The organism is Algibacter agarivorans (assembly GCF_039543245.1).
GTDB lineage: Bacteria > Bacteroidota > Bacteroidia > Flavobacteriales > Flavobacteriaceae > Algibacter_G > Algibacter_G agarivorans.
On record NZ_BAABJJ010000029.1, the window covers coordinates 1 to 23,437 of the forward strand.

The window sequence follows — 23,437 nt, forward strand, 5'->3', positions numbered from 1 at the left end:
AAAATGAGTGTTATGACCCTTTGGGTCTAATCTGAAAACCAAAGCCACCGTTTTTAACGGTGGTTTTTTACTTTAGAAGATAATGCTACTTTTTCTAAAGAAAATATAGATACTTCTTCATGAAAAACTTTGTTTAGAAATGATTTGCCCAAAATTAATTAGAGTTTTTTTTGAAAGAAAAACTTATAAAACTAATAAAACCCCATTTTACAATTTGTAAAAGGGGTTTTAAAATTTAAACTAATATCAGCTAATTATTCCGGTATTAACTCGATAAGTTTTACACTATGAGGCTCTAGTTTAACTTCTAGGGTAAGTTTACCATCCTTCTTTTCAACAAATTTATCTGTAATGGTTTTAGATAACTTAGCTAGGTCTTCATATTTAGATAAATTAGAAGTTAATACATTTTTCCAGCCATCTTCAAAGCGGTCAGATGGTCTGTTGCCATAAATACGTCCATTAGTTTTTTCTGATACTCCAGCTGCTCTTATATCTTTATATAATTCATGCATTACAATACTATTTTCTTTATCTACAGTCCATTCATTTATTTTCCATCTAGTATTTGAAGTTATTTCACCACCTTCCAGTTGAGGGAAAAAGGTGCGTTTAGAAGTACTGTTTCTGGATGTGTTATGATTGTAAACGAGCAGGTAAATATTCCCATTTTTAGTAACAGGAATAACCCCGGCATGTACAGTAGAGGAAAGGTTATCTATAGCTACTAATCTATTACCACCCTCAATCTTTTGAAACATTTTGGTTACGTTTCTTCTTCCTTGAGGTAAATTACTAGAATTAACAGATTCAATTTCTTGCCCCCAATCGTATATCTCTGTTATTCTATATTCGAAGGCCAAATCAGCTACTCTTGCGTACCAACTGGCTCCTAATTCTGTTGCGTCAGTTAAACTAACTCCTCTTACGCCATTTTCATCGCGTAGCATTCCAAATTCTTGTATATCAAGAGGTATGTTGCTAAATTGCGAATAACTATTCAATTTATTTCTATAAGGTTCAATAAGTTGTGGTAAAGCCACTGTGTTCTTGTCAATTTTTTCATAATATGAAATACTGAAAAAATCCATTTTAGTACCTGTAGCACCCGTAGCATAATTGGTTCCTGTTGCACAATGGTCTATAAGTTGAGTTGTGTAAGTTGCTGCACCTTCGGTAAGCATATTTCCAGGGCCAATAATGGCATCAGGTATTACTTTTAAAACCTCATCAACGGTAATGTCATAATGTTTAAAATACTCTTGCATTGTACCATTCCAGTGGTTGGGTGTGTAATTTGGTTCTGTACTTACTCTAAAACGCCAAGTTTTCACTTCGCTCATTCCAAATTCGTTAACTAACGTGGTTAAAAAAGCATTCACATATTGTCTCCAAAGGTTATAGTCGTCTGGTGGACTTGTATTTCCGTATGTATTAACTATTTTCACAGCAACCATTTCCCAAGGTACCTTACTCAACACAATTCTAGGTTTAAACCCTGTGCTCCTAAAGTTTCTCATAGTAGATATGAGTTCGCTAAAATCTGTAATAATATTACCAGAGGCATCTACACCTTTATAGAAGTCATTTAAATTATCGGTTCTCCCGCCCATGGTTCTCACCAAATTGTAGCTTTTTACATAATCTTTAATTGTGTTTAAAGACGTTCTAAAACCAGGAGCGTTAAAGCGGGATTGATTTATCATAGGTCGTGTAGACCAAAAATTGTAAAACTCTCCAACAGCACTTCCAGTATTAATGGTTACAACTTTGTCAGGGTCAACATTGGGTTGCGGTAGTATATCTAAATCTGGATCTGGGTCTGGCTCTGGGTCTGGGTTTTCAATAACCTCTTCTTCTAGTTCTTTTTCTACTTCGTCTTCTTTTGAGCAAGTATATAAAATGGTGCTGACTGATATCAGTAAGATAAAGAAAAAGAATGTGTTCTTTTTTAAGTAATTCATAACATAGTTTTATTTTATTTCAAAAATAACGTTTTAACCTGAAACAGCTATGCTGTACTATCTCGGTGGATATATGTCGTAATAAACAATAAAACATGACACTACAGGATTATATATATAGTATTTGAATCTATTTTTGTTTAAATATCAAAATGAAAATGAAATATATAGTTTTTCTACTGTTTTTAAGCTTCGGTTCATGTTTTAGCTATGCTCAACGCATAGAAACTAACTTCAATAATAATTGGCATTTTATTCTAGAAGATAATGTTAAATACTCAAAAGAAAACATTGATGATGTTTCTTGGAAAACCTTGAACGTTCCTCATGATTGGTCGTTCGAAAAAGGCGTGAGAAAAGGTGGAGATCAAGGTCAAGGTGGCGGTTATCATGATGGTGGTATTGGTTGGTACAGAAAATACTTCAACATTAAAAAAGAAAGCCTATCTAAAATCACTTATATCAATTTTGATGGTGTATATATGAATAGTGAAGTTTGGATTAACGGGAACTACATAGCAAAAAGACCTTATGGCTATATTAGTTTTCGTTATGATATCTCTAAATACTTAAAAGAAGGAAAAAATACCATTGCAGTAAGAGTAGATAATGCTTTAGAGCCTTCTGCAAGGTGGTATCACCCTTGCGGTATTTATGCACCAGTAAAATTAGTAGAGGTCAATCCAACACATTTTAAGCCCAACAGTATTTTTATTAAAACACCTTCTATTGAAAAAAATAAGGCATCAGTAGTAATTGATGCAGAAATTAATGGCGATTTAAAGAAGCTAAAATATGAAGTGAAATTGTTTTCTCCAGAAGGAAAAGAATTGACCAATACATGTAAAAAATTAAAATCATCAAATCCAAGCTATCAATTCGAAATAGAAAACCCAAGATTATGGAGTCCAGAAACACCTACTTTATATAAAGCGGTTACCCAAATCTTAAACGGAAAAAAAGTAATTGATGAAGTAGAAACTAGGTTTGGGTTTAAAACTGTAGAATGGAAAGCCGAAACAGGATTTTGGTTGAATGGCGAAAATGTAAAATTAAAGGGCGTTTGCGAGCATTGGGAAGGTGGACCTGTAGGAGGCGCTTGGACAAAACCTTTATTACGTTGGAAATTACAATCCCTAAAAGATATGGGTATTAATGCTATTCGTCCATCGCACAACCCAACACCGCCTATGTTTTATGATATCTGTGATGAAATTGGTTTGTTGGTCATGGATGAGATTTTTGATGGTTGGCACAAAAAAGCACCTCAAGATTATGGCAAGCAAGCTTTTGACGAGTGGTGGCAGCGTGATGTAAAAGAGTGGATTACAAGAGATAGAAACCATCCAAGTATTTTTGTTTGGAGTTTAGGTAATGAAACCCATAGTGATGTAGCCCCAGAATTGGTGAAATTTGGAAAGAATTTAGATCCAACCCGATTATTTACTTCAGGAGCTGGAAATCCAGAAGATATGGATATTACTGGTGTTAATGGTGGTTCTGAAACCAAATCATTTATAGAAAGTAGAACCTTTGATAAACCTTTTATTTCTACCGAAGCACCACACACTTGGCAAACAAGAGGGTATTATAGAACGCAAACATGGTGGCGCGATAATGAATTACCTGGTACTTATGAATTGCCAAATCTAACCGAAAAAGAAATCTTTTTCTATGAAGGCATTAATCCTAAAAACTGGAGAAACAGAAAACAAAGTTTCAATTCGTCTTATGATAATGCCACGGTAAGAGTGTCGGCTAGAAAATATTGGGAAGTGATGCGTGATCATCCATGGCATAGTGGTCATTTCCGTTGGACAGGTTTTGATTATTACGGTGAAGCTGGTTTGGTTCACGGCGGTTTACCTTTTAATTTATTTATGGGTGGAGCATTGGATGTAGCTGGATTTAAAAAAGATTTATTCTATTTCTACCAAAGCCAATGGACCAAAGAAACCATGTTGCACATGCTACCAAGTTGGACACACCCTAGAATGGAAAAAGGTACTGTTATTCCAGTTTGGGTATATTCAAATGCCGATGAAGTAGAGTTGTTTTTAAACGGAAAATCACTTGGAAAAGACAAACCAGGAACCATTTGGAACGAAATGCAATGCGAATGGATGGTACCTTATCAAGAAGGTAAGCTAGAAGCTGTAGCTTATATTGCTGGAAAAGAAGTAAAACGAACCTCTTTTAGCACAAGTAAGCAACCTTCAAAATTAAAAACAAGTATTCAAAAATTAGATGCTGAAGATAGTTTTACTGCAAGTTATATTATCACTTCAGAAGGATTAGATGATAATAATAATTTATATCCATACGGAGAAAATAAAGTCTACTATAATATTCAAGGTGATGTAAAGAAGATTTCTATGGAAAACGGAAATCCTATAGACCCTACGAGTAGAACAAAATCAGATTTTAGAGTCTTATTTTTTGGTAAAACGAGACTGTTTTTAAGAGCATTACCCAATGCAGAAAACGCTTCGTTAATAATGGCATCAATTTTAGGAGATAAAGCATTATATACTTCAAATAAAATTACCATTGATGCCAAACAAGTTAACGTTTTGGGTGATTCAACTGTTGATGATATAGAAATCGTTTACACAATCAATGGCGAAAACCCTGAAACAAAGGGTATTATTTATGAAGGTGCTTTTGAAGTTGTTGATGGAACAACAGTGAAAGCCTTAGTAAAACAAAATGGAAAAGTTGTATTAAACATGGAAGAAACCTTTGGTAAAAACGAAGGCTTATTTTGGGGAGATGAACACTCTAAAGATATGTGGATAGGCAGGGGCGTAAACATTTCTGCCGAAGAAGGTATTCTAGAAGGTGGCGCCAAAGTAAGTGAAGATGCACATCGTTATAAAGGTAGCGGATTCGTAAGATTTGATGGTAAAGAAGGTGCTATAACATTTTATCAAGAAAATGATGGGGAAGAGGGTGATTACAGTATGCGTTTTAGGTATATGCATAACAATGAAGGGAAATTGCATACTATGAAATTATATCTAAACGATGAGTATATAAGAAATTTAGAATTTCCATCAACAGGGGGATGGGAAAAAGAATGGAGATTTGTTCCTGCCATATTAAGACTTAAAGCAGGAGCTAATAATATTAGGATAGAGACAACTGGAGAAAGTGGACCATTCATTGATGAACTTTTTATTGATTAAGCCTATTTACAAGAAAGCATGAATGATAAAATTAATATTGATAATGGGAATTCTAATTGTTTTAAATGTTTTGTTTATGATTTTTAGTGTGAATAAATACTAGTTGATGAATTGTTATAATTATTATGTTACGTTTTCTATGAAAGAAAAAATAATTTTACTGTTTTGCCTAATAACTTTAAACGTCAATGCACAAAGCAAAAAAGATTTAACAGTAAATAATCTTGAACAAGGATTTTTAAAGCCACCAAACCAAGCTAAAGCCAGAACATGGTGGCATTGGATCAGTGGAAATGTTTCTAAAAAAGGGATTACTGCCGATTTAGAAGCTATGAAACAAGTGGGCATTCAAGAAGCGCAATTGTTTAATGTACACTTGGGTTTTCCGGAAGGTCCAGTAAAATATATGTCCGATGAATGGTTAGACCTTTTTCATTATTCAGCAAACGAAGCACAGCGTTTGGGCTTAGAATTAACCTTTCACAACAGTGCCGGTTGGTCATCTAGTGGTGGGCCTTGGGTTTCTCCAGAATATGCAATGCAAACGGTGGTGTATAGTGAAGTTATTCTTGAAGAAGGTCGGTTATTTAAGGGCATTTTACCGCAGCCTGAAACCAAATTAGGTTTTTATAAAGATATTGCCATTTTAGCATTTCCAAAACCAAAAGAAGCAATTAAAATAGACAATTTAGATTATAAAAATCTCTCTGATCGTATTCGAAATCATTTATTGCCAGATACGAAACTAATTTCAACTTCAGCTATAATCAATAAAAATGAAATTATAGATTTAACTTCAAAAGTTAGTAACGATGGTTTTTTAGAATGGAAAACCCCAAAAGGCGAATGGGTTATTTTACGAATAGGACATACAGCAAAAGGGAAAAAGAACCATCCAGCACCAGATGGAGGTCATGGGTTGGAAGTAGATAAAATGAGCCAAAAAGCAGTTGATGTTTATTGGGAAGGTGGTATTCAGCCAATTATTGATAGGTTGGGCGATTTAATTGGTACGACAGTTAATAATTGCCTGATAGATAGTTACGAGGTTGGAACAACCAATTGGACTGCTGGTTTTGATGTTGAATTTGAAAAATTAAGAGGCTATAATTTACACGAATATCTACCAACTTTGGCAGGTTATTACGTGGAAAGTGGCGAAGTTACAGAACGTTTTCTGTGGGATTTCCGTAGAACTATTGGCGATTTAATAGCGAATAATTATTATGGACATTTTAGAGAATTGTGTCATAAAAATGGTTTGAAATTCTCTGTAGAACCCTATTGGGGGCCTTTTGATAATATGCAAGTTGGTGCTACAGGAGACATTGTAATGTGCGAGTTTTGGAGCGGTGGTCATCCGTTTTTTGATTCTCCTAAATTTGTATCTTCCATAGCACATTTAAACGGAAGTGCAATTGTAGGCGCAGAATCTTTTACAGGTATTGGAGGTTGGAATGACCATCCGGCACAATTAAAATCTATTGGAGATCAGGCTTGGGCGCAAGGGATAACACGTTTTATTTTTCACACCTATGTGCATCAACCTTGGGACGTTGCTCCCGGCTTGGCTTTAAGTTATCACGGAACCGATTTTAATCGGTTAAATACTTGGTGGGCTCAAGGAAAAGGCTTTATGGATTATATAGCCAAGTCTCAGTTTTTACTGCAACAAGGTAAAAATGTAGCGGATGTTTTGGTGTTTACAGGAGAATCTTCACCTAACACGGCTTTTTTAATGCCCGAAATTAAAGCAATGGGTTTTGATTATGATTTAATTGGCGCTAATAAATTAGGTGAACTTACAGTGAAGGATGGAACTATTTATTCTTCAGTAGGAAATGCATATCGTGTGTTGGTGTTGCCACAATCTAGTTGGATGAAGCCTGAAACACTTTCTAAAATAGAGGAGTTTACAAAAGCTGGAGCAACCGTTATTGGTAAGCGTCCTAATAAATCACCAAGTCTTGAAAATTATCCCAATTGTGATAACGATATTGAAGTTCTTGCTGAAGAATTATGGCGTAAAGGTTTGGTAAAAGATAGTTCTATTAGCTCGTTTTTAGAAGAAGGTAATATTCCTGCTGATTTTAAGATTGAAAGCAATGATGCTTCAGATATTAGTTTTATTCACAGAAAAACATCAGATGCAGCTATTTATTTTATTGCCAACGCTAAAAAAGAAAGTAGAGAAATTTCAGCCACATTTAGGGTAACTGGAAAACAACCTGAACTATGGAATGCTGAAACAGGAAAAATAAAAGCGCTTGCTGTTTGGAAAGATAATTCAGATGGAACTATCAGTATGCCAATTCAATTAGGTATGGAAGCATCGGTATTTGTGATTTTTAGAAAACCAATAGCCAATAAAAACCACCTTGTTGAAGCTTCAATGGCACTAGGAAACCCGGTTTTAGAGCCGCTTTCAAACTTGGAAATTATTAAAGCCGATTATGGTACATTTTTACAAGATGGCTTAATCGATATTACAGATAAAGTAGCTAGTGCGGTTAAAGATGGTCAATTAGATTTTCAAATTTCTAGGGGTTTTTGTGATTGCGATCCAGCTATGGGTTATAAAAAAGAATTTAGAATGGAATATCAAATAGGAGAAACAATTCATCAAATTCACGCAGAGGAAAGAGAATATATAGCTATTAATTCAGAGAATGAAGAACTTAAAGTTTTAAAAGCTGTTTTTGGTAAGTTTAAACCCGAAACCAAAGGTGTTCCAGGAAATTATAAAACATTCAATATCACAAACAAAATAACTGATTTAGTATCTCAAGGAAAACTAAAAATCCCTGTAAATAATATATTAATTGACAGTAAAGTTGCCGAAGGTGAACATGTTGGATTGCGTATTACATTTAGAACTGACGGTGAGGAACGTATCGTATTTATACCTGAAGGACAAGTATTAAATCTTTCAAAAGATGTTTCGAAACCAGCACTTGTTGTTAAGAATGATGAAGTAAATTGGATAACGCCTTATGCTGGAAAAATGAATGTTACAAGTGCTTCTGGGGAAAAACAATTGTTAACAGTAAAATCAGTGCCAAAACCTATTGAATTAACAGGTGCTTGGGATGTATCCTTCAAATCAAATATTGAAGTTGTAGTAAATTCAACCTTTGATAGCTTAACGTCTTGGTCTGAATCTTCAAACGAAACTATTCGTCATTTTTCAGGTACAGCAACGTATAAAAAAGAGTTTCAACTTTCTAAAAAAATGCTAAAATCAGAAAATACATTAGAGCTAGATTTAGGAAGTGTGGCTGTAATTGCTGAGGTTATTATAAATGGAAAAAATGCAGGAATTTTATGGAAAGCACCGTTTAGAATAAATATTGATGGTTTTGTAACTTCAGGAAAAAACACCATCGAAGTTAGAGTAACCAACTTATGGCCAAATAGGTTAATTGGAGATGAGAACTTTTCGTTAGATTTTGAACGTAATGGAGAAAAAATGAAAAGCTTACCAGATTGGTTACTAAATAATACAAAGCGTCCTTCAAAAAGAACAACTTTTCCATCTTGGAAACATTGGAGTAAAAATGATGAGTTATTAGCTTCGGGTTTATTAGGGCCAGTTAAAATTAATGTATCTGTAGTAAAAGAATTAAAATAAATTTATAAAAAAGTAAACTTAAAAATTAAATAAATTTTGAATAAAATGAAAACAGTAAAAAAAATTAGCATCCTTTTGCTTCTCATTGGTTTTGTTATTTCTTGTGGAAACAAAGAAAAAAGTAAGTCGAAAACAGGATACACTCAAACCGAAAAATCACCCAATATCGTATTCATCTTATCCGACGACCAGTCTTGGACAGATTATAGTTTTATGAATCATGAGCATATTGAAACTCCTCGTTTAGATCAATTTGCTTCAGAGAGTTTGACCTTTACAAGAGGTTATGTGCCAACACCTTTATGTTCGCCATCATTGGCAACAATTATTACGGGTTTATATCCAAAAGATCATGGCATTTTAGGAAACGATAAGGTTTATGAACGTATAGAAGGAGATCGTAAAGCAAGCCAAAAAAATAGAGCGGAAGCTTATAAGCCAGTTATTTCTGCTTTTGAAAAGCAAACTACACTTCCAGATATGCTAAAAGAAAAAGGGTACTTGTCTTTTCAAACAGGGAAATGGTGGCATGGTAACCACAATGGTGGTGGTTTTGATTATGGGATGACGCACGGTGACCCAGAACGTGGTGGACGTCATGGTGATTTTGGACTAGAAATTGGAAGAAATGGATTAGATACCATTAACAGCTATGTAGATTTAGCGTTAAAAGAAAAGAAACCTTTCTTTTTATGGTATGCACCGTTTTTACCACATCAACCTCACACACCACCACAACGACTATTGGATAAATATTTACCCAAAGCGCCGACTGAATATGTTGCTAAATATTGGGCCATGTGTGAATGGTTCGATGAAACTTGTGGAGAGTTATTTGATATGATTGAAGCTAAAGGACAAATGGAAAACACCTTATTTGTGTATGTGTGTGATAATGGCTGGGTACAAGAACCCAATAAAAGTACATACGTGAAAACATCAAAAAGAGCACCTTATGATTTAGGGATTAGAACACCAATTATGTACAAATGGAAAGGTAAAATCACACCCAAAATGGATAACAATACCATTTCAAGTAGTATTGATATGGTGCCAACAGTATTAGATATTTTAGGTATTGAAAAACCTGAAAATCTCTCAGGTGTGAGCGTTTTAGACAAAAAAGCGTTAAGTGAGCGTAAAGGTATCTTTGGAGAAGTATATGCACACGATTTTGATACCATAGAAAATAGCATGTTTTACAATATGGCTATTTTTCCTCCTTACAAAATCATTATCCCTGATCCTGAAAGAAAGAAGGATGAAGTGGTACAACTATTCAATATTGAAGAAGACCCATTTGAGAAAAATAACATCGCAGATGCTAACCTAGAAATAGTTAAAGATTTACAAGAAAAAATCGCTGGTTTTAGAGCAGAATAAAAAGAATGTATTATGAATAAAACACACTTGGTATTATTGTTGGTATTGACATTCATCTATTCATGTAATAATGAAAAAAAAAATGTTGTAAAGGATGAAACATCTAAGCCAAATGTTTTATTTATAGCGGTTGATGATTTAAACAATTGGATAACGCCTATTGATGGATTTTCAAATGCGAAGACGCCTAATTTTGATAGGTTGGCAGCTATGGGAGTTACCTTTTCAAACGCACATGTACAAGCGCCTTTGTGTGGCCCGTCTAGGGCATCAGTGATGTCAGGACTTAGACCTTCAACGACAGGAATCTATGGTATGACTCCAGATAATAAAATACGGAGAGCTGGAAATCCCGCAACTAAAGATATTACATTTTTGCCAGAATATTTTGAAGAAAATGGCTATCATACCATGGGTATTGGAAAACTGTTTCATATCCATGCCCCAGACAGCGTATTTAAAGAATCTGGTGGACGTGTAAAAGGTTTTGGACCTTACCCAGAAAAGCGTTTTGTTTGGGATGGTTTTGGAAAAGGCATTAAAGGAACTCATGGAAGAACGAGCACCGATTGGGGAGCTTTTCCAGAAAATGATACCTTAATGCCAGACCACCAATCTGTCGATTGGGTAGTGGAGCGATTAAATAGGGATTATAATAAGCCATTCTTTATGGGACTTGGGTTTTTGCGTGTTCACGTACCATTGTATGTGCCACAAAAATGGTTTGATATGCACCCTTTAGAAAGCATAGAAACACCACCATATTTAGCTGATGATTTAAATGATATTCCGCCAGTAGGGTTGCAAATAAATGATTTGCCTATGATGCCATCAACAGAATGGGCTAAAGAAAGTGGCGAATGGAAAAAGATAGTACAAGCCTATTTAGCCTGCATGAGTTATGTGGATTATGAATTGGGTCGCGTTTTAGATGCTTTAGAACAAAGTAAATATGGAGATAATACCGTAGTGGTTTTATGGTCAGACCATGGCTACCGCTTGGGCGAAAAAGGAACCTTTGCAAAACACGCCCTTTGGGAAACGGCAACCAAGGCACCGTTAATGTTTGTAGGACCTAATTTGCCAAAAGGAAAGAAAATAGAAGCACCGGTTGAGATGTTATCTATTTATCCAACCCTTTTGGAATTAAGCGGATTACCAGGCTATGAAAGGAATGAAGGGAACAGTTTAGTTGCTATGATGCAAAATGACGAAGGATTAGAAACTGCTAGAGCCATAACAACCTTTGGTATGAATAATCATGCTATAAAAGTAAATGGTTTCAGATATATACAATATGAAGATGGTACGGAAGAGTTTTATGATCACAGTACAGATCCTAATGAATGGATTAATGAAGCAAATAATCCTAAATTCAACAATAAAATTGAATCGTTAAAAACCTTATTGCCAAAAACGAATGTGAAATGGGATTCAGAATCCAACTATACGTTTCAGCCCTATTTTGTGGAGCAAAAAAAACGTGTAAATGAGTTGTAGAAAAACTTATAGATGTGATTGGAGCAGATAGATAATATTAAGAACTAATAATAACAGTATAAAATGAAGTATTATAAATTCAAATCAATTATAGTTTTAAGTTGTACTGTTGTTTGTTTTGCTTGCGGCACAAAGCCAAAAGCAGAACCTATGGCTTCTAAAAAAGAGAAACCAAATATCCTATTCATTGCCGTTGACGATTTACGCCCGGAACTTAATTTTTATGGGGCTAATCATATTAAATCGCCAAACCTTGATAAGTTTGCAGGTGAGAGTTTAGTGTTTAGTCGTGCTTATTGTAATATTCCAGTGTGTGGTGCTTCTAGAGCCAGTTTAATGACAGGCGCTAGACCTACAAGAAAACGATTTATCAATGCGCATATTAAAAAAGATGAAGATTACCCAGAGGCTATCTCGTTGGCTATGTTATTAAAAAATGATGGGTATACTACAATATCAAATGGGAAAATATATCATTATAAGAATGATGATGCTAAGGCTTGGGATGCGATTTGGCATCCAAATAGTTTATGGGATTATGCATTAGCTGAAAGTCAAGACATTAGAAAAAACACCCGCAGAGGTTTGCCTTTTGAAGCTGCCGAAGTTCATGATTCAGTGTATAGGGATGGAAAAACAGCATTGAAAGTGATAAATGATTTAAGAAAATTAAAAGCTTCAAATCAACCATTTTTTCTAACTATGGGTTTATCAAAACCACATTTGCCTTTTACAGCACCAAAAAAATATTGGGATTTATATAATAGAGATAAAATAGAACTTCCCGAGAGTTATGTGCAACCAAAAACAACTCCAAAACAAGCATTTCATAATTTTGGAGAATTGCGTCAATATGAAAACATACCAAAACGTGGGGACTTACCAGAAGCATTGGCTAAAGAATTGATTCATGGATATTATGCCTGTGTAAGTTACATAGATGCACAAATAGGTCTTGTTCTAGATGAATTGAAACGATTAGATTTAGAAGATGATACCATCGTCATCTTATGGGGAGACCATGGTTGGAATTTAGGCGATCATAAATTATGGTGCAAGCACGTGACCTTTGAAACTGCGCTTAAAACACCATTGATAATCAAAGTGCCAGGAAAAACAAACGGACAAAAAACAGAAGCCATTACCGAGTATATCGATATTTACCCAAGTTTAGCAGAACTTGCGGGATTAGATATTCCCAACACAGTTGACGGTAAAAGTTTTGTGCCTATTTTAAATGGAGAAAAACCACAGAAAAATTGGGCAGTCTCTAAATTCAAAGATGCAGTTACTCTTATAAAAGGCGATTTGTTTTACACCGAATGGACGGATGATAAAGGGGTTGCCTATGCGCGTATGCTATTCGATCATAAAGCAGATCCATTAGAATTAGATAATCTAGCAGAAAAACCAGAATATCAAGATAAGGTTAAAAAACTTTCAATAGAATTAAGAGATAAATGGGGTAAAGACTTTTTGAAATAAATAATTAAGATTTAAAAATTACTCAAAGAGTTTCAGTTGTGACTTTTAAAATAAACCTAAACTAATGAAAAAAACGATTATAACTTTTATGACCGTACTTTGTGGACTTCTACTAAGTGCACAAAACGTAGCTGATGTTAATTCTAAATTACTGAAAGAACTGTGGTCGGCTAAGTGGATAACCCATCCTGATATAGCAGGTAATGAAACAGGTGTTTATTTGTTTAAGAAAGTTTTGTCTTTTGAAACACTACCTAAAGATTATGTAATAAATATTTCGGCAGATAACCGATATGTATTGTACATTAATGGAAAAGTAGTAACTCGTGGTCCAGCTCGAAGTGATTTGAATCGTTGGCAATTTGAGACAATAAATATTGCTCCTTACTTAAAAGATGGTAAGAACCATATAGCGGCAAAAGTATGGAATATGGCAGCGTTTAAACCTGTCGCTCAAATGTCGCTTGAAACAGGTTTAATCATTCAAGGAAACACAGAACAAGAACAGAAAATAAATACCAATAAAACTTGGGATATAGCTCTAGATGAGGCTTACTCTTTTTATAAAATAAACCACCTTAGACGCTTTTATGCTAGCGGACCTGGAGAAAAGTTTATAGGAGATTTACATCCATGGCATTGGAAAACATCAGATAATGAAATAGCGTGGAAAAAGGTAAAAGAAGGTAATAATGGGATGCCCATGAATTACTATAATATTACAGGAAAAACAGATAAACGCCTGTTGTGTCCGCGTTCCATTCCAATGCTGGAAACTAAAATACAGCACTTCGCTTCAGTACGAAGAATGGAAGGTGTAAAAAATGCAAAGGATTTGATAACAGGCAGTAAACCTGTTAGAATCCCTGCGAATAGTACCGCCGTTATTTTATTGGATCAAGGCCATTTAACCAATGCTTATCCGCAACTAGAATATAGCAAAGGCGCTAATAGTCGTATTAAAATGACCTATGCTGAGAGCCTTTTTATCCCAAAAGATGGCAAGCCTACTTTTGATAAAGGCAATCGAAACGAAGTTGAAGGTAAAGTCATGTGGGGGAATTATGATATCATTGAAGTAGATGGCGGAGATGATAGACTTTTTGAACCACTTTGGTGGCGCAGTTTCCGTTATGTTGAATTAGAAATTACAACAGGTAAAGAGCCTTTAGTACTTGGAGGGTTTAATAGTGAGTTTACGGGGTATCCTTTCGAGCTAAAGTCCACTTTTGAAAGTGAAGACTCTCGTTTGAGCGATATTTTTGATGTGGCTTGGAGAACCCAACGTTTATGTGCTGGGGAAATCTTTTTTGATTGCCCTTACTACGAGCAACTACAATACACGGGTGATACGCGTATACAAGGACTCAACACAGCCTATGCTTCTGCTGACATGAGATTATGGAAAGATGCCATTCAAGATTATTATGATTCTCGATTGCCGTTCGGACTAACTCAGTCGCGGTACCCAAGTAGTACACAGCAAATTATAGCACCTTTTTCACTAGTTTGGATTACTATGGTAAACGATTATATGATGCATTGTGAAGATGATCAATTTATTGAGAAGATGGTTCCTGCTATACTTGATATCCTTAATTGGTACGATGCACGTGTAGCGGATAATGGCATGCTTGGTAAATTAGAAAGTTGGCTTTTTGTAGATTGGGTTGATGAGTGGAAAACGGGATACCCGCCATCAACCAAAGAGAAAGAATACTCTGCCGTTATTGGGATGCAATATGTTTATACCATTCATAAGGCTATGGAAATATTTGATGCTTACGGCATGTTTGGACTCAAAAAAAAATGGGCTCAAAAAGCAGAAGCTACTCAAAAATCGATACTAGAACATTGTTGGGATGAGGATAAGCAATTATTAGCCGATACGCCAGAAAAAAGTGCTTTTAGTCAACATGCTAATGTCTTAGCGATATTAAGTAACGCTTTTAATGGAACTCAAGAAAAGGATTTAATGCAACGTGTTTTTAATAATAAGGATATGGCGCAAACTTCATTTTACTTTGATTTTTACAAGATAGCAGCCTTGAAAAAGGTAGGTTTAGGCGATATGTATATATCAACCTTAGATACTTTAAGTGACTTAATTGATAAAGGCCTGACTACATTTCCCGAGAAAGCGGACCCAACACGTTCCGATTGTCATGCTTGGAGTGCATCACCTTTGTATTATTATTTAGCTCTGGTATGTGGCATAGAACCTGCTGCTCCAGGGTTTAATTCTGTTAGAATAGAACCACATTTGGGAGATTTAGAATGGGTTAAAGGGGCCATGCCTCATAGATTTGGTGAGATTAAAGTAAACCTAAAGAAAACAAAGGACAAACGCATAATAGGAAGTGTTTTTCTTCCGGAGGGACTTACGGGAACCTACATTCAAAATGGAAAACAGATAGTTTTGAAAAGTGGAGAAAATCAAATAAATTAAAAATCAACCAATCTAAAAATGAGCAATATATTTAAGCATTACTTACTACTAATTACAATCTTAGTTTTTTGTGCGGGCTGCGTTAATAAAAGAAGTAGTGATAATATTTATGTTAGGAATGAAAACACACTTGAAAAGCAACCCAATCTAATTTTCTACTTAGCAGACGACCAAGATGTATACGATTATGGTTGCTATGGCAATGAAAAAGTAAATACAGCGGCAGTAGACCGTTTGGCAAAAGAAGGGATGTTATTTACTAATGCTTTTACAGCTCAAGCCATTTGTGCTCCAAGTAGATCGCAACTTTTTACGGGTAAATATCCACTCAAAAACGGTTGTTTTGCGAATCATACCGCTACAAGACCTAATATAAAAAGTATAACTGCACAAATGAAAAATTTGGGATATGAAGTGGTTTTGGCAGGTAAAAGTCACGTAAAACCTGAAAGTGTATATCAATGGGATAGAGAGTGGGAGCCGGTTCCTAAAAAAGATGTACCTAGAGATTATATTCCTTTAGATAGTATAGGGGCTTACTTCAAAACGTCTAAAAAGCCATTTTGTATGTTTATCACATCGAAATACCCTCATGGTAAATATTTTGATGTTGATAACCCAAATGCCGATGATATTAAGTTTTATCCTTTTAACGAACACAAAAAAAATGATAATGCATATGTAAAATCTAAAACAGGTTATTATCGAAGTATTGAGGAAGATAACACGCAAATAGAAGGTGTTTTAAAACTAGTAGATAAGTATTTAGATGACAATACCCTATTTATTTATAGTGCAGATCATGGGGTTTCAGGGAAGTTTACGGTCAAAGACATAGGTTTAAAAGTGCCATTTGTGGCGCGTTGGCCAAAAGTAATTAAGCCAGGGACTACTTCAAATCAACTCATTCATTATACCGATGTTCTCCCAACATTAATGAATATTGCAGGAGGTAAGTCTATAGAAGATATGGATGGGAATAGTTTTTTACCACTATTACAAGGCAATGATGTTGAAGTAAACAAATACGTTTATGGAGTAAGAACGAATCAAAATATTTTAAACTCTGAGGTTTTCCCCTCAAGAATGATTCGTGATAAGCGCTATAAATACATCCGAAACTTTAATTCATTGGAAGTGGTTGAGCAAAATTTAACCGGAAAACCAAATGTAGATTACTTCATCAAAAGAGGTGCAAATACACATAAAGACGAGCCTCATGAGGAATTGTACGATTTACAGAATGACCCATTTGAGCAAAACAATTTGGCTAAAAATGCAGAATTACAAGGGATTAAAGAACAATTAAAAAAGGATTTATTCAGTTGGATGAAATCTCAAGGAGATATTTTAGATGAATCCCTAGGTAATATGCCAATCATAACTCCAAAAGGAAAAAAAGGATTTAAGCTAGACCAAGATACACCCAGACGAAAAATTCCTGATTCTATAAAAAACACCTTGAAAAAAGGCGATTATATTGTAATTGAACATTGGTAAAAAACGCTTAAAAATGAATAAATTCTTCGCATACGCATTTGGTTTATCTTTTCTTTTTATGTCATGTAAAAATGAAAAAGATAAAACTGCAGAAACACTAGATCAAAAACCAATGAACGTTTTGTTTATTGCAGTTGATGATTTGCGGCCAGAACTCAATTTTTATGGTGCTAATCATATTCAATCTCCAAACCTTGATAAATTAGCTGATGAGAGTTTAGTGTTTAATCGGGCGTATTGTAATATTCCTGTATGCGGTGCTTCAAGGGCTAGTTTACTAACAGGCATGCGTCCAACTAGGCATCGTTTTATAAATTATAGTACAAGGGCAGATACTGATGCTCCCAATGCTATTTCATTACCAAAGCTTCTAAAACAGAACGGATATACAACCATTTCGAATGGGAAAATTTATCATAATAATGATGACGATAGTTTAGCTTGGGATAACAGATGGTTTCCAAAAGGTAATATTCGCAATTATCAATTAGAAAAAAACATAATTGAAAATGGCAGCGCAAATTTAGCTATGGGTGGTGCCAGTGCTTTTGAAATGGCAGATGTCGATGATTCTGCTTATTTTGATGGTAAAATTGCCCAAAAAGGGATTGCAGATTTAAAAATGCTAAAAAATAAAAACAAGCCCTTTTTTCTGGCTTTAGGCTTTATGAAACCGCATTTACCGTTTAATGCGCCTAAAAAGTATTGGGATATATATGATAGGTCGAAAATTGAATTACCAGATAGTTATACGCAGCCAGAATCAACACCTAAACAAGCATTTCACAATTTTGGTGAGTTGCGCAATTATGGAAACATTCCCAAGAAAGGGGACGTTCCTGACGCATTAGCTAAACAATTGATTCACGGTTATTACGCCTGTGTAAGTTATGTAGATGCGCAAATTGGTTTAGTTTTAGACGAATTAAAACGCTTAGAATTGGAAGAGGATACTATCGTGATTTTATGGGGAGACCATGGTTGGAATTTGGGCGATCATAAATTATGGTGTAAGCACGTTACCTTTGAAACGGCCTTGAGAACGCCAATGGTAATTAAAGTTCCAGGGAAGACTAAAGGTCAAAAAACAAATGCTATTGTAGAGTATATAGATATTTATCCCAGTTTAACTGAGCTAATTGGTATTGCAGCTCCAAATACAGTTGATGGTCAAAGTTTTGTCCCAATTTTAGATGGCCAGCAACCTGAGAAAGATTGGGCCGTTAGTAAATTTAAAGACGCTGTTACTCTAATTAAAGGAGATTTGTTTTATACCGAATGGACCAAAGATGATGGAGTAGCGTATGCACGTATGTTATTTGATCATAAAACCGATCCTTTAGAACTTGATAATTTGGCTGAAAAATCAGAATACCAAGACATCGTGAAGCAACTTGCAACTGAGTTAAGAGCAAAATGGGGAAAAGATTTTCTAGTTGATTCTAAACCTTTAAAATAAAAAGAGTGATTTAAATAATTTACGAAAATGAAAATATTATCAACTTTAATCTTAGGAGTATTTTTACTAACAAGTTGTAATCAATCCAAGCAGCGTAAACAATTGGCTGTAGAGCAAACTCAAAAATCAGAAAACAAACAACCCGTGGTTGTACAGTTTATTATCGATGGTTTAATGAAAGATGCTGTTGAAACGGCTATTGAAGCAGGAGCAGAAAACTTAAAATATTTTGCTAAAAATGGAGTTGTGGTACAAGATGCCTATTCTAACAGTCCGGTTGGACGGGTAAAATTACCCGATGGTAGTGAGCCTTGGGGCGGTGCATCACCACCAAATATTGGGATGCATACAGGCACTCATGTTTTTGAAACGCAAGATTTGGATGATATTTTTCTTTCAGCCAGAAGAAAAAACATTAAATCTGTTTATGTTGGTGGTCATACCTTATATGATGTTTTTAAAACACCTGATATTTACTATGCTGAGATTATGCCCGACCAAAAGGCGGTGGATTTAGGTATTAAGCATATCAAGGAAGATGGTGCAAGATTGGTGCGATTACATTTACAGGAGATTAGAAGTTTCTGGAAAGGACCGCAGGATAAAACCAATCCCGATTCTGAGTACATCAATGCCATTTTAAATGCTGATGCCGAATTAGGAAAGCTAGTGACGTTTTTAAAAGATGAAGATTTATGGGAAACTGCATATTTTATCATATCTGCAGACCATGGTATGGGCACATTAACTAAAAGTAATCATCTTTCTGAGCAGTTATCCTCATGGCAGATTTACATGAATTTTTATGGACCTGGCGTTAAAAAGGGGGTAAGTATCCCGTATGCTGAATCACCTGATGTGGCTTTAATAACCAACTATTTTATGGGTTTACCACCACTTAAAGGCTATACTTCAAAGATAAATGGTCTTAAGCAAACAGGAACAACTGGAATTTTCCTTGAAAATATATTTGAAGGAAATTCTAATGATTTAAAACATCCCCAATGGATAAAAACATATCTAAATAATAATTTAGGGTCTCCTCCCAATGATTATCTTCATTACAGAGAAGACATGCTAAATTTTATTAACAACTAATAACATAAAAACGAAAAGAAGTTTTTTTAAAAGTAAAGAATAAGTCATGAAATTTATAGCAAATCCAAATCACAAATTACTTACCGTGCTTTCATTCCTTTTTTTAGGAATAACAAGTTGCCAGAATCAGGCAAAAAAAGTAGACCTAAAAGAAACCAAACCTAACATCATATATGTATATGTTGACCAAATGAGTGCGAATATGATGAGTTGCGCTGGTAACACCTATTTAAAAACACCTGCACTCGATTATATTGCTAGTAATGGTATGCGTTTTACCAGAGCCTATACTACTAATCCTGTTTGCTCACCGGCTAGAGTTAGTTTGATGACAGGGCGCTTTCCAAGTTATTTCAAAGATGATGAAGGGAATGAAATTAGAGAAAACAGAGCGTCTATGAAAATACCTGAGGTTTCTCAAGAAGTAACAAACACAACTATAGCTTCCTACCTAAAAGAAGCTAATTATGAGCTGTATTTTGGAGGCAAAGAACATTTACCTGAGTCCTTAACGCCTAAGGCACTCGGTTTTAATAAATTTAGTGATGACGAAAGAGGCGAGTTGGTAAATAAAGCGGCAGATATTATTAAAGAAAAGCATAAAAACCCTTACTTTATGGTGGTTTCATTAATAAATCCACATGATATTTGCTACATGGCTTTACGTGAAAAAGCTACCAGCAAAAATGATGCTATATTATTAAAACGTGCAAAAGTTGAACTAGCAACCTTAGATGATGCCATGAAAATTCCTGAAGGTGTCAGTGAAGATGAATTTTATGCAAGCTATTGTCCGCCACTGCCTAAAAATTACGAACCTCAAATTGATGAACCTAAAGCGGTTAAGAGCCTAATTAATGCGAGACCGTTTCGTAAAAATGCAAGAGAGCATTTTACTGATAATGATTGGAAACGTCACAGGTATGCCTACCATCGTTTGACGGAGGTTATGGATGAAGAAGTACAAGTGCTTTTAGATGCTATAAAGAATATCGGACAAGAAGAGAATACACTAATCATCTTTTCAAGCGACCATGGTGATATGAGTGCAAGTCATCGTATGGAACATAAGTCTACCTTATATGAAGAATCAGCAAACATTCCGTTTATGGCGATGTGGAAAGGGCATATACCGGCAGGTCAAATTAATACAACAGATTTAGTTTCTAACGGGCTAGATTTACTTCCAACAGTTTGCGATTATGCCAATATTGAAGGTGTTTCTGATGTTCGTGCTAAAAGCTTAAGACCACTTTTTGAAGGTGAAGATGTAGAATGGCGTGAAACACTTGGTGTAGAAAGTGAAATAGGTAAGATGGTTGTTGATAAAAATGGTTTGAAATATGCGCGCTATGATGCTGATGGGATTGAAGAACAATTGTTAAACTTAAAACAGGACCCTTTTGAGACTACACATTTCACTAATGATATAAAATTTAAAGATGACTTAGAAAGATTACGAAATATATATAATACAGAATGGTTTAAGTAATTATCTAATGATTTATAGATAGAGTAAACAAAATTGAACTTATGCGACATCAATTAAAATGGACTTTTAGTATGGCATTTATAGTCATTACCAGTTTTAGTTTAGCCCAAAATAATGATGTTGTTTTTGAAGCATTAAATGAAAGTAATCAGTGGAAACATGCTTTTAATGATAATGGCATTAAAGACTGGACAGAGCAGTGGACCTTAGATGGCTTAATTGCAACAGTTGAAAACTCAAAAGAAGGTATGCATTTTAAAGCGGGCCCAGAATATAAAAATGATGCGCATCACGCAGTTTTATGGACTAAGCAAAGTTTTACTGGAGATATAAAAATTGAATATGATTATACTAGAACTGACAATGCAACCAAATATGTAAATATTTTATATATTCAAGCCACAGGAGATGAAGAAGGCGTTTATGAAAAAGACATATTCAAATGGAGTAAGTTAAGAGAAGTACCTGCAATGCGGACATATTTTGAAAATATGAATGTGTTCCATATTAGTTATTCGGCGTTTGGTAATAGCGAAAATTCCTTTCATTACGTGCGTGCAAGAAAATACCCAAAACCCGATGACAAACTTTTTGATATAACTCAAATAGAACCATCTTATGATAGGCAAGGGTTTTTTAAATCGGGTCAGCTGTATCATATTACAGCTGTAAAAACTAATAATCATCTGTTTTTTAAAATGGAAAGTAAAGATGGTGTGAAATTGTTCCATTGGAATATTTCAAATATAGATCCCGTTACTGAAGGAAGAATAGGTTTACGACAGATGTATACTCGTTCTTCAGTTTATAAAAACTTTAAAATATATAGTAAATGAAAGATATAAAGTGTTTGGTATTCTCAACGTTGATGTTATTAAGCCTAGTGGGGTTTGCTCAAAATAGATCAAAAGTAGATTATTTTGCAAGCAATGCCCTTGGTAATCCCGTGACAGGTAATGCAGGTGAGTGTTATAATGGAGTTACTTATGTGTCTTATCAAGGTCCTCTTGAAGACCCATACGTAGCTGCATATCATCATAAAACTAAAACATGGGTAGGCCCTTTTAAAGCAGGTACCAGCTTAATGGGAAAAAATAAAAGTAGAAGAACGGATAATCATGGTAAACCTACTTTGGTAATTGATAGTAAAGGATACATTCATATTGTTTTTGGAGGTCATAGTGGTACTCCAGATTTAGGTGAAAATCCGCTAGGTAATTATCACTACGGAAAACAAATTCATATAGTAACAAAAAATCCTTTAGATATTTCTAGTTGGCAAGAGGTTGATAATATTTCTCCTTTTGGTACGTATAGTCAATTTATTAAAATGGATAAAGGAGATTTATATTTGTTTTACAGACATGGAGCGCATAGAAGCAATTGGGTGTATCAATTATCAAAAGACGACGGATTAACCTTTTCAGATCCGGTATCGATTATAAAAACTAAGCAGACTACTGGGACAAAAGAAAATCCGGTAATTTGTGATTCTTGGTATTTACATTTTTCAAAAGGAAAAAATAACGACATTATAGCTACGTATAATTATCATGTTTGCAAAGGACCACATCATGATGGAGAACGTCATAACGTGTATTACATGAGATTTGATACAAATAGAAACGAATGTTATAATGTGAGAAATCAAAAATTAATTTTACCAGTTACCAAAGAGGAAGCAGATACAATGACCTTAATAAAAAATACAGAAGAAAGATGGACACATAATGGAATTGCCAGATTGGATAAGTTTGGCAACCCACATGTGACTTCTTATGAAGGAGATTATGAGGATAAAAAGCATGGAGGAATAAAAACCTTACAACATTATTATTGGACAGGGCAAGAATGGAAGAGTAACAATAAAACTAGATTGCCTGAAGGGGCTAGAGGAGAAATGTTAATAAATTCAAACAACCAAATAAAACTATTACTTGGAGATACAAGCCGAAAAAAAGGAGATGTAGCGTGGTGGGTTAGTGATGATAATGGGAATAGTTTTAAAAAAGATAAAGTTTTATTGAAGAGCAAAAAAGGAAAATTTCTATTGTCAAATTTTATTAGAAATGCGCATCCTGATGCAAAAATAATAGTTGCAGAAAAAAAAGGGAATCAGTTTGTGAAAATGTACTTATTGGGAGATAATGGACCTATTTATCGTTCTAAAAAAGAATCAGAAGCAGTAAAAGAATAAACTTATTAATTAAAATTGCGTAAAAGGATGTTGTTAAAACACTATTTTTTAAACTCAAACAAAGCATTCATCTTACTTTTTCTGATGATGA

13 protein-coding genes are annotated in these 23,437 nt (G+C 34.7%); 12 read left to right on the forward strand and 1 reads right to left on the reverse strand.

The features are described 5' to 3' along the window. Positions 1 to 254: 254 nt before the first annotated feature. Positions 255 to 1,964, reverse strand: coding sequence for a GH39 family glycosyl hydrolase (locus ABD935_RS09385; protein WP_345191657.1), 1,710 nt, complete (start codon positions 1,962 to 1,964; stop codon positions 255 to 257). Between the two features lie 158 nt (positions 1,965 to 2,122). Here ABD935_RS09385 and ABD935_RS09390 point away from each other — a divergent pair, with 158 nt between their 5' ends. The 12 genes from ABD935_RS09390 (at position 2,123) to ABD935_RS09445 (ending at position 23,346) form a co-directional block, all read left to right on the forward strand. Further along, complete coding sequence (locus tag ABD935_RS09390; RefSeq protein ID WP_345191658.1) at positions 2,123 to 5,152, forward strand: glycoside hydrolase family 2 TIM barrel-domain containing protein; 3,030 nt, start codon at positions 2,123 to 2,125, stop codon at positions 5,150 to 5,152. A 139-nt stretch (positions 5,153 to 5,291) separates the two neighbouring features. After that, the gene (locus ABD935_RS09395) at positions 5,292 to 8,783 is read left to right on the forward strand and encodes a glycosyl hydrolase (protein ID WP_345191660.1); all 3,492 of its coding nucleotides are present in this window, start codon (positions 5,292 to 5,294) and stop codon (positions 8,781 to 8,783) included. 45 nt (positions 8,784 to 8,828) lie between these two features. Further along, complete coding sequence (locus ABD935_RS09400; protein WP_345191663.1) at positions 8,829 to 10,166, forward strand: sulfatase-like hydrolase/transferase; 1,338 nt, start codon at positions 8,829 to 8,831, stop codon at positions 10,164 to 10,166. 12 nt (positions 10,167 to 10,178) lie between these two features. After that, positions 10,179 to 11,666 carry a sulfatase gene (locus ABD935_RS09405; protein WP_345191665.1) on the forward strand — a complete coding sequence of 496 codons (1,488 nt, stop codon included), beginning with the start codon at positions 10,179 to 10,181 and terminating at the stop codon, positions 11,664 to 11,666. Between the two features lie 63 nt (positions 11,667 to 11,729). Then, positions 11,730 to 13,151: a sulfatase gene (locus tag ABD935_RS09410; RefSeq protein ID WP_345191667.1), complete on the forward strand. Its 1,422-nt coding sequence runs from the start codon at positions 11,730 to 11,732 to the stop codon at positions 13,149 to 13,151. A gap of 64 nt (positions 13,152 to 13,215) precedes the next feature. Then, positions 13,216 to 15,600: an alpha-L-rhamnosidase-related protein gene (locus ABD935_RS09415; RefSeq protein ID WP_345191669.1), complete on the forward strand. Its 2,385-nt coding sequence runs from the start codon at positions 13,216 to 13,218 to the stop codon at positions 15,598 to 15,600. Positions 15,601 to 15,618: 18 nt separating this feature from the next. After that, the gene (locus ABD935_RS09420) at positions 15,619 to 17,100 is read left to right on the forward strand and encodes a sulfatase family protein (protein ID WP_345191671.1); all 1,482 of its coding nucleotides are present in this window, start codon (positions 15,619 to 15,621) and stop codon (positions 17,098 to 17,100) included. 13 nt (positions 17,101 to 17,113) lie between these two features. Then, complete coding sequence (locus ABD935_RS09425; RefSeq protein WP_345191673.1) at positions 17,114 to 18,559, forward strand: sulfatase; 1,446 nt, start codon at positions 17,114 to 17,116, stop codon at positions 18,557 to 18,559. A gap of 27 nt (positions 18,560 to 18,586) precedes the next feature. Further along, positions 18,587 to 19,657 carry an alkaline phosphatase family protein gene (locus ABD935_RS09430; RefSeq protein WP_345191675.1) on the forward strand — a complete coding sequence of 357 codons (1,071 nt, stop codon included), beginning with the start codon at positions 18,587 to 18,589 and terminating at the stop codon, positions 19,655 to 19,657. Between the two features lie 46 nt (positions 19,658 to 19,703). Continuing rightward, positions 19,704 to 21,149 carry a sulfatase family protein gene (locus ABD935_RS09435; RefSeq protein ID WP_345191677.1) on the forward strand — a complete coding sequence of 482 codons (1,446 nt, stop codon included), beginning with the start codon at positions 19,704 to 19,706 and terminating at the stop codon, positions 21,147 to 21,149. Positions 21,150 to 21,190: 41 nt separating this feature from the next. Further along, positions 21,191 to 21,985: a DUF1961 family protein gene (locus ABD935_RS09440; protein ID WP_345191679.1), complete on the forward strand. Its 795-nt coding sequence runs from the start codon at positions 21,191 to 21,193 to the stop codon at positions 21,983 to 21,985. Next, entirely contained in the window at positions 21,982 to 23,346 is a 1,365-nt protein-coding gene (locus ABD935_RS09445; protein WP_345191681.1) for a BNR-4 repeat-containing protein, read from the forward strand. Before ABD935_RS09440 ends, ABD935_RS09445 begins: the two co-directional genes overlap by 4 nt. The last annotated feature ends 91 nt before the right edge of the window (positions 23,347 to 23,437 follow it).

What these genes read in the sequence shown, in the direction of transcription:
- ABD935_RS09425 (WP_345191673.1), top strand. Translation starts at nt 17,114, where the DNA reads ATGAATAAATTCTTCGCATACGCATTTGGTTTATCTTTTCTTTTTATG.
- ABD935_RS09395 (WP_345191660.1), top strand. Translation starts at nt 5,292, where the DNA reads ATGAAAGAAAAAATAATTTTACTGTTTTGCCTAATAACTTTAAACGTC.
- ABD935_RS09415 (WP_345191669.1), top strand. Translation starts at nt 13,216, where the DNA reads ATGAAAAAAACGATTATAACTTTTATGACCGTACTTTGTGGACTTCTA.
- ABD935_RS09385 (WP_345191657.1), bottom strand. Translation starts at nt 1,964, where the DNA reads ATGAATTACTTAAAAAAGAACACATTCTTTTTCTTTATCTTACTGATA.
- ABD935_RS09400 (WP_345191663.1), top strand. Translation starts at nt 8,829, where the DNA reads ATGAAAACAGTAAAAAAAATTAGCATCCTTTTGCTTCTCATTGGTTTT.
- ABD935_RS09430 (WP_345191675.1), top strand. Translation starts at nt 18,587, where the DNA reads ATGAAAATATTATCAACTTTAATCTTAGGAGTATTTTTACTAACAAGT.
- ABD935_RS09435 (WP_345191677.1), top strand. Translation starts at nt 19,704, where the DNA reads ATGAAATTTATAGCAAATCCAAATCACAAATTACTTACCGTGCTTTCA.
- ABD935_RS09420 (WP_345191671.1), top strand. Translation starts at nt 15,619, where the DNA reads ATGAGCAATATATTTAAGCATTACTTACTACTAATTACAATCTTAGTT.
- ABD935_RS09445 (WP_345191681.1), top strand. Translation starts at nt 21,982, where the DNA reads ATGAAAGATATAAAGTGTTTGGTATTCTCAACGTTGATGTTATTAAGC.
- ABD935_RS09410 (WP_345191667.1), top strand. Translation starts at nt 11,730, where the DNA reads ATGAAGTATTATAAATTCAAATCAATTATAGTTTTAAGTTGTACTGTT.
- ABD935_RS09440 (WP_345191679.1), top strand. Translation starts at nt 21,191, where the DNA reads ATGCGACATCAATTAAAATGGACTTTTAGTATGGCATTTATAGTCATT.
- ABD935_RS09390 (WP_345191658.1), top strand. Translation starts at nt 2,123, where the DNA reads ATGAAATATATAGTTTTTCTACTGTTTTTAAGCTTCGGTTCATGTTTT.
- ABD935_RS09405 (WP_345191665.1), top strand. Translation starts at nt 10,179, where the DNA reads ATGAATAAAACACACTTGGTATTATTGTTGGTATTGACATTCATCTAT.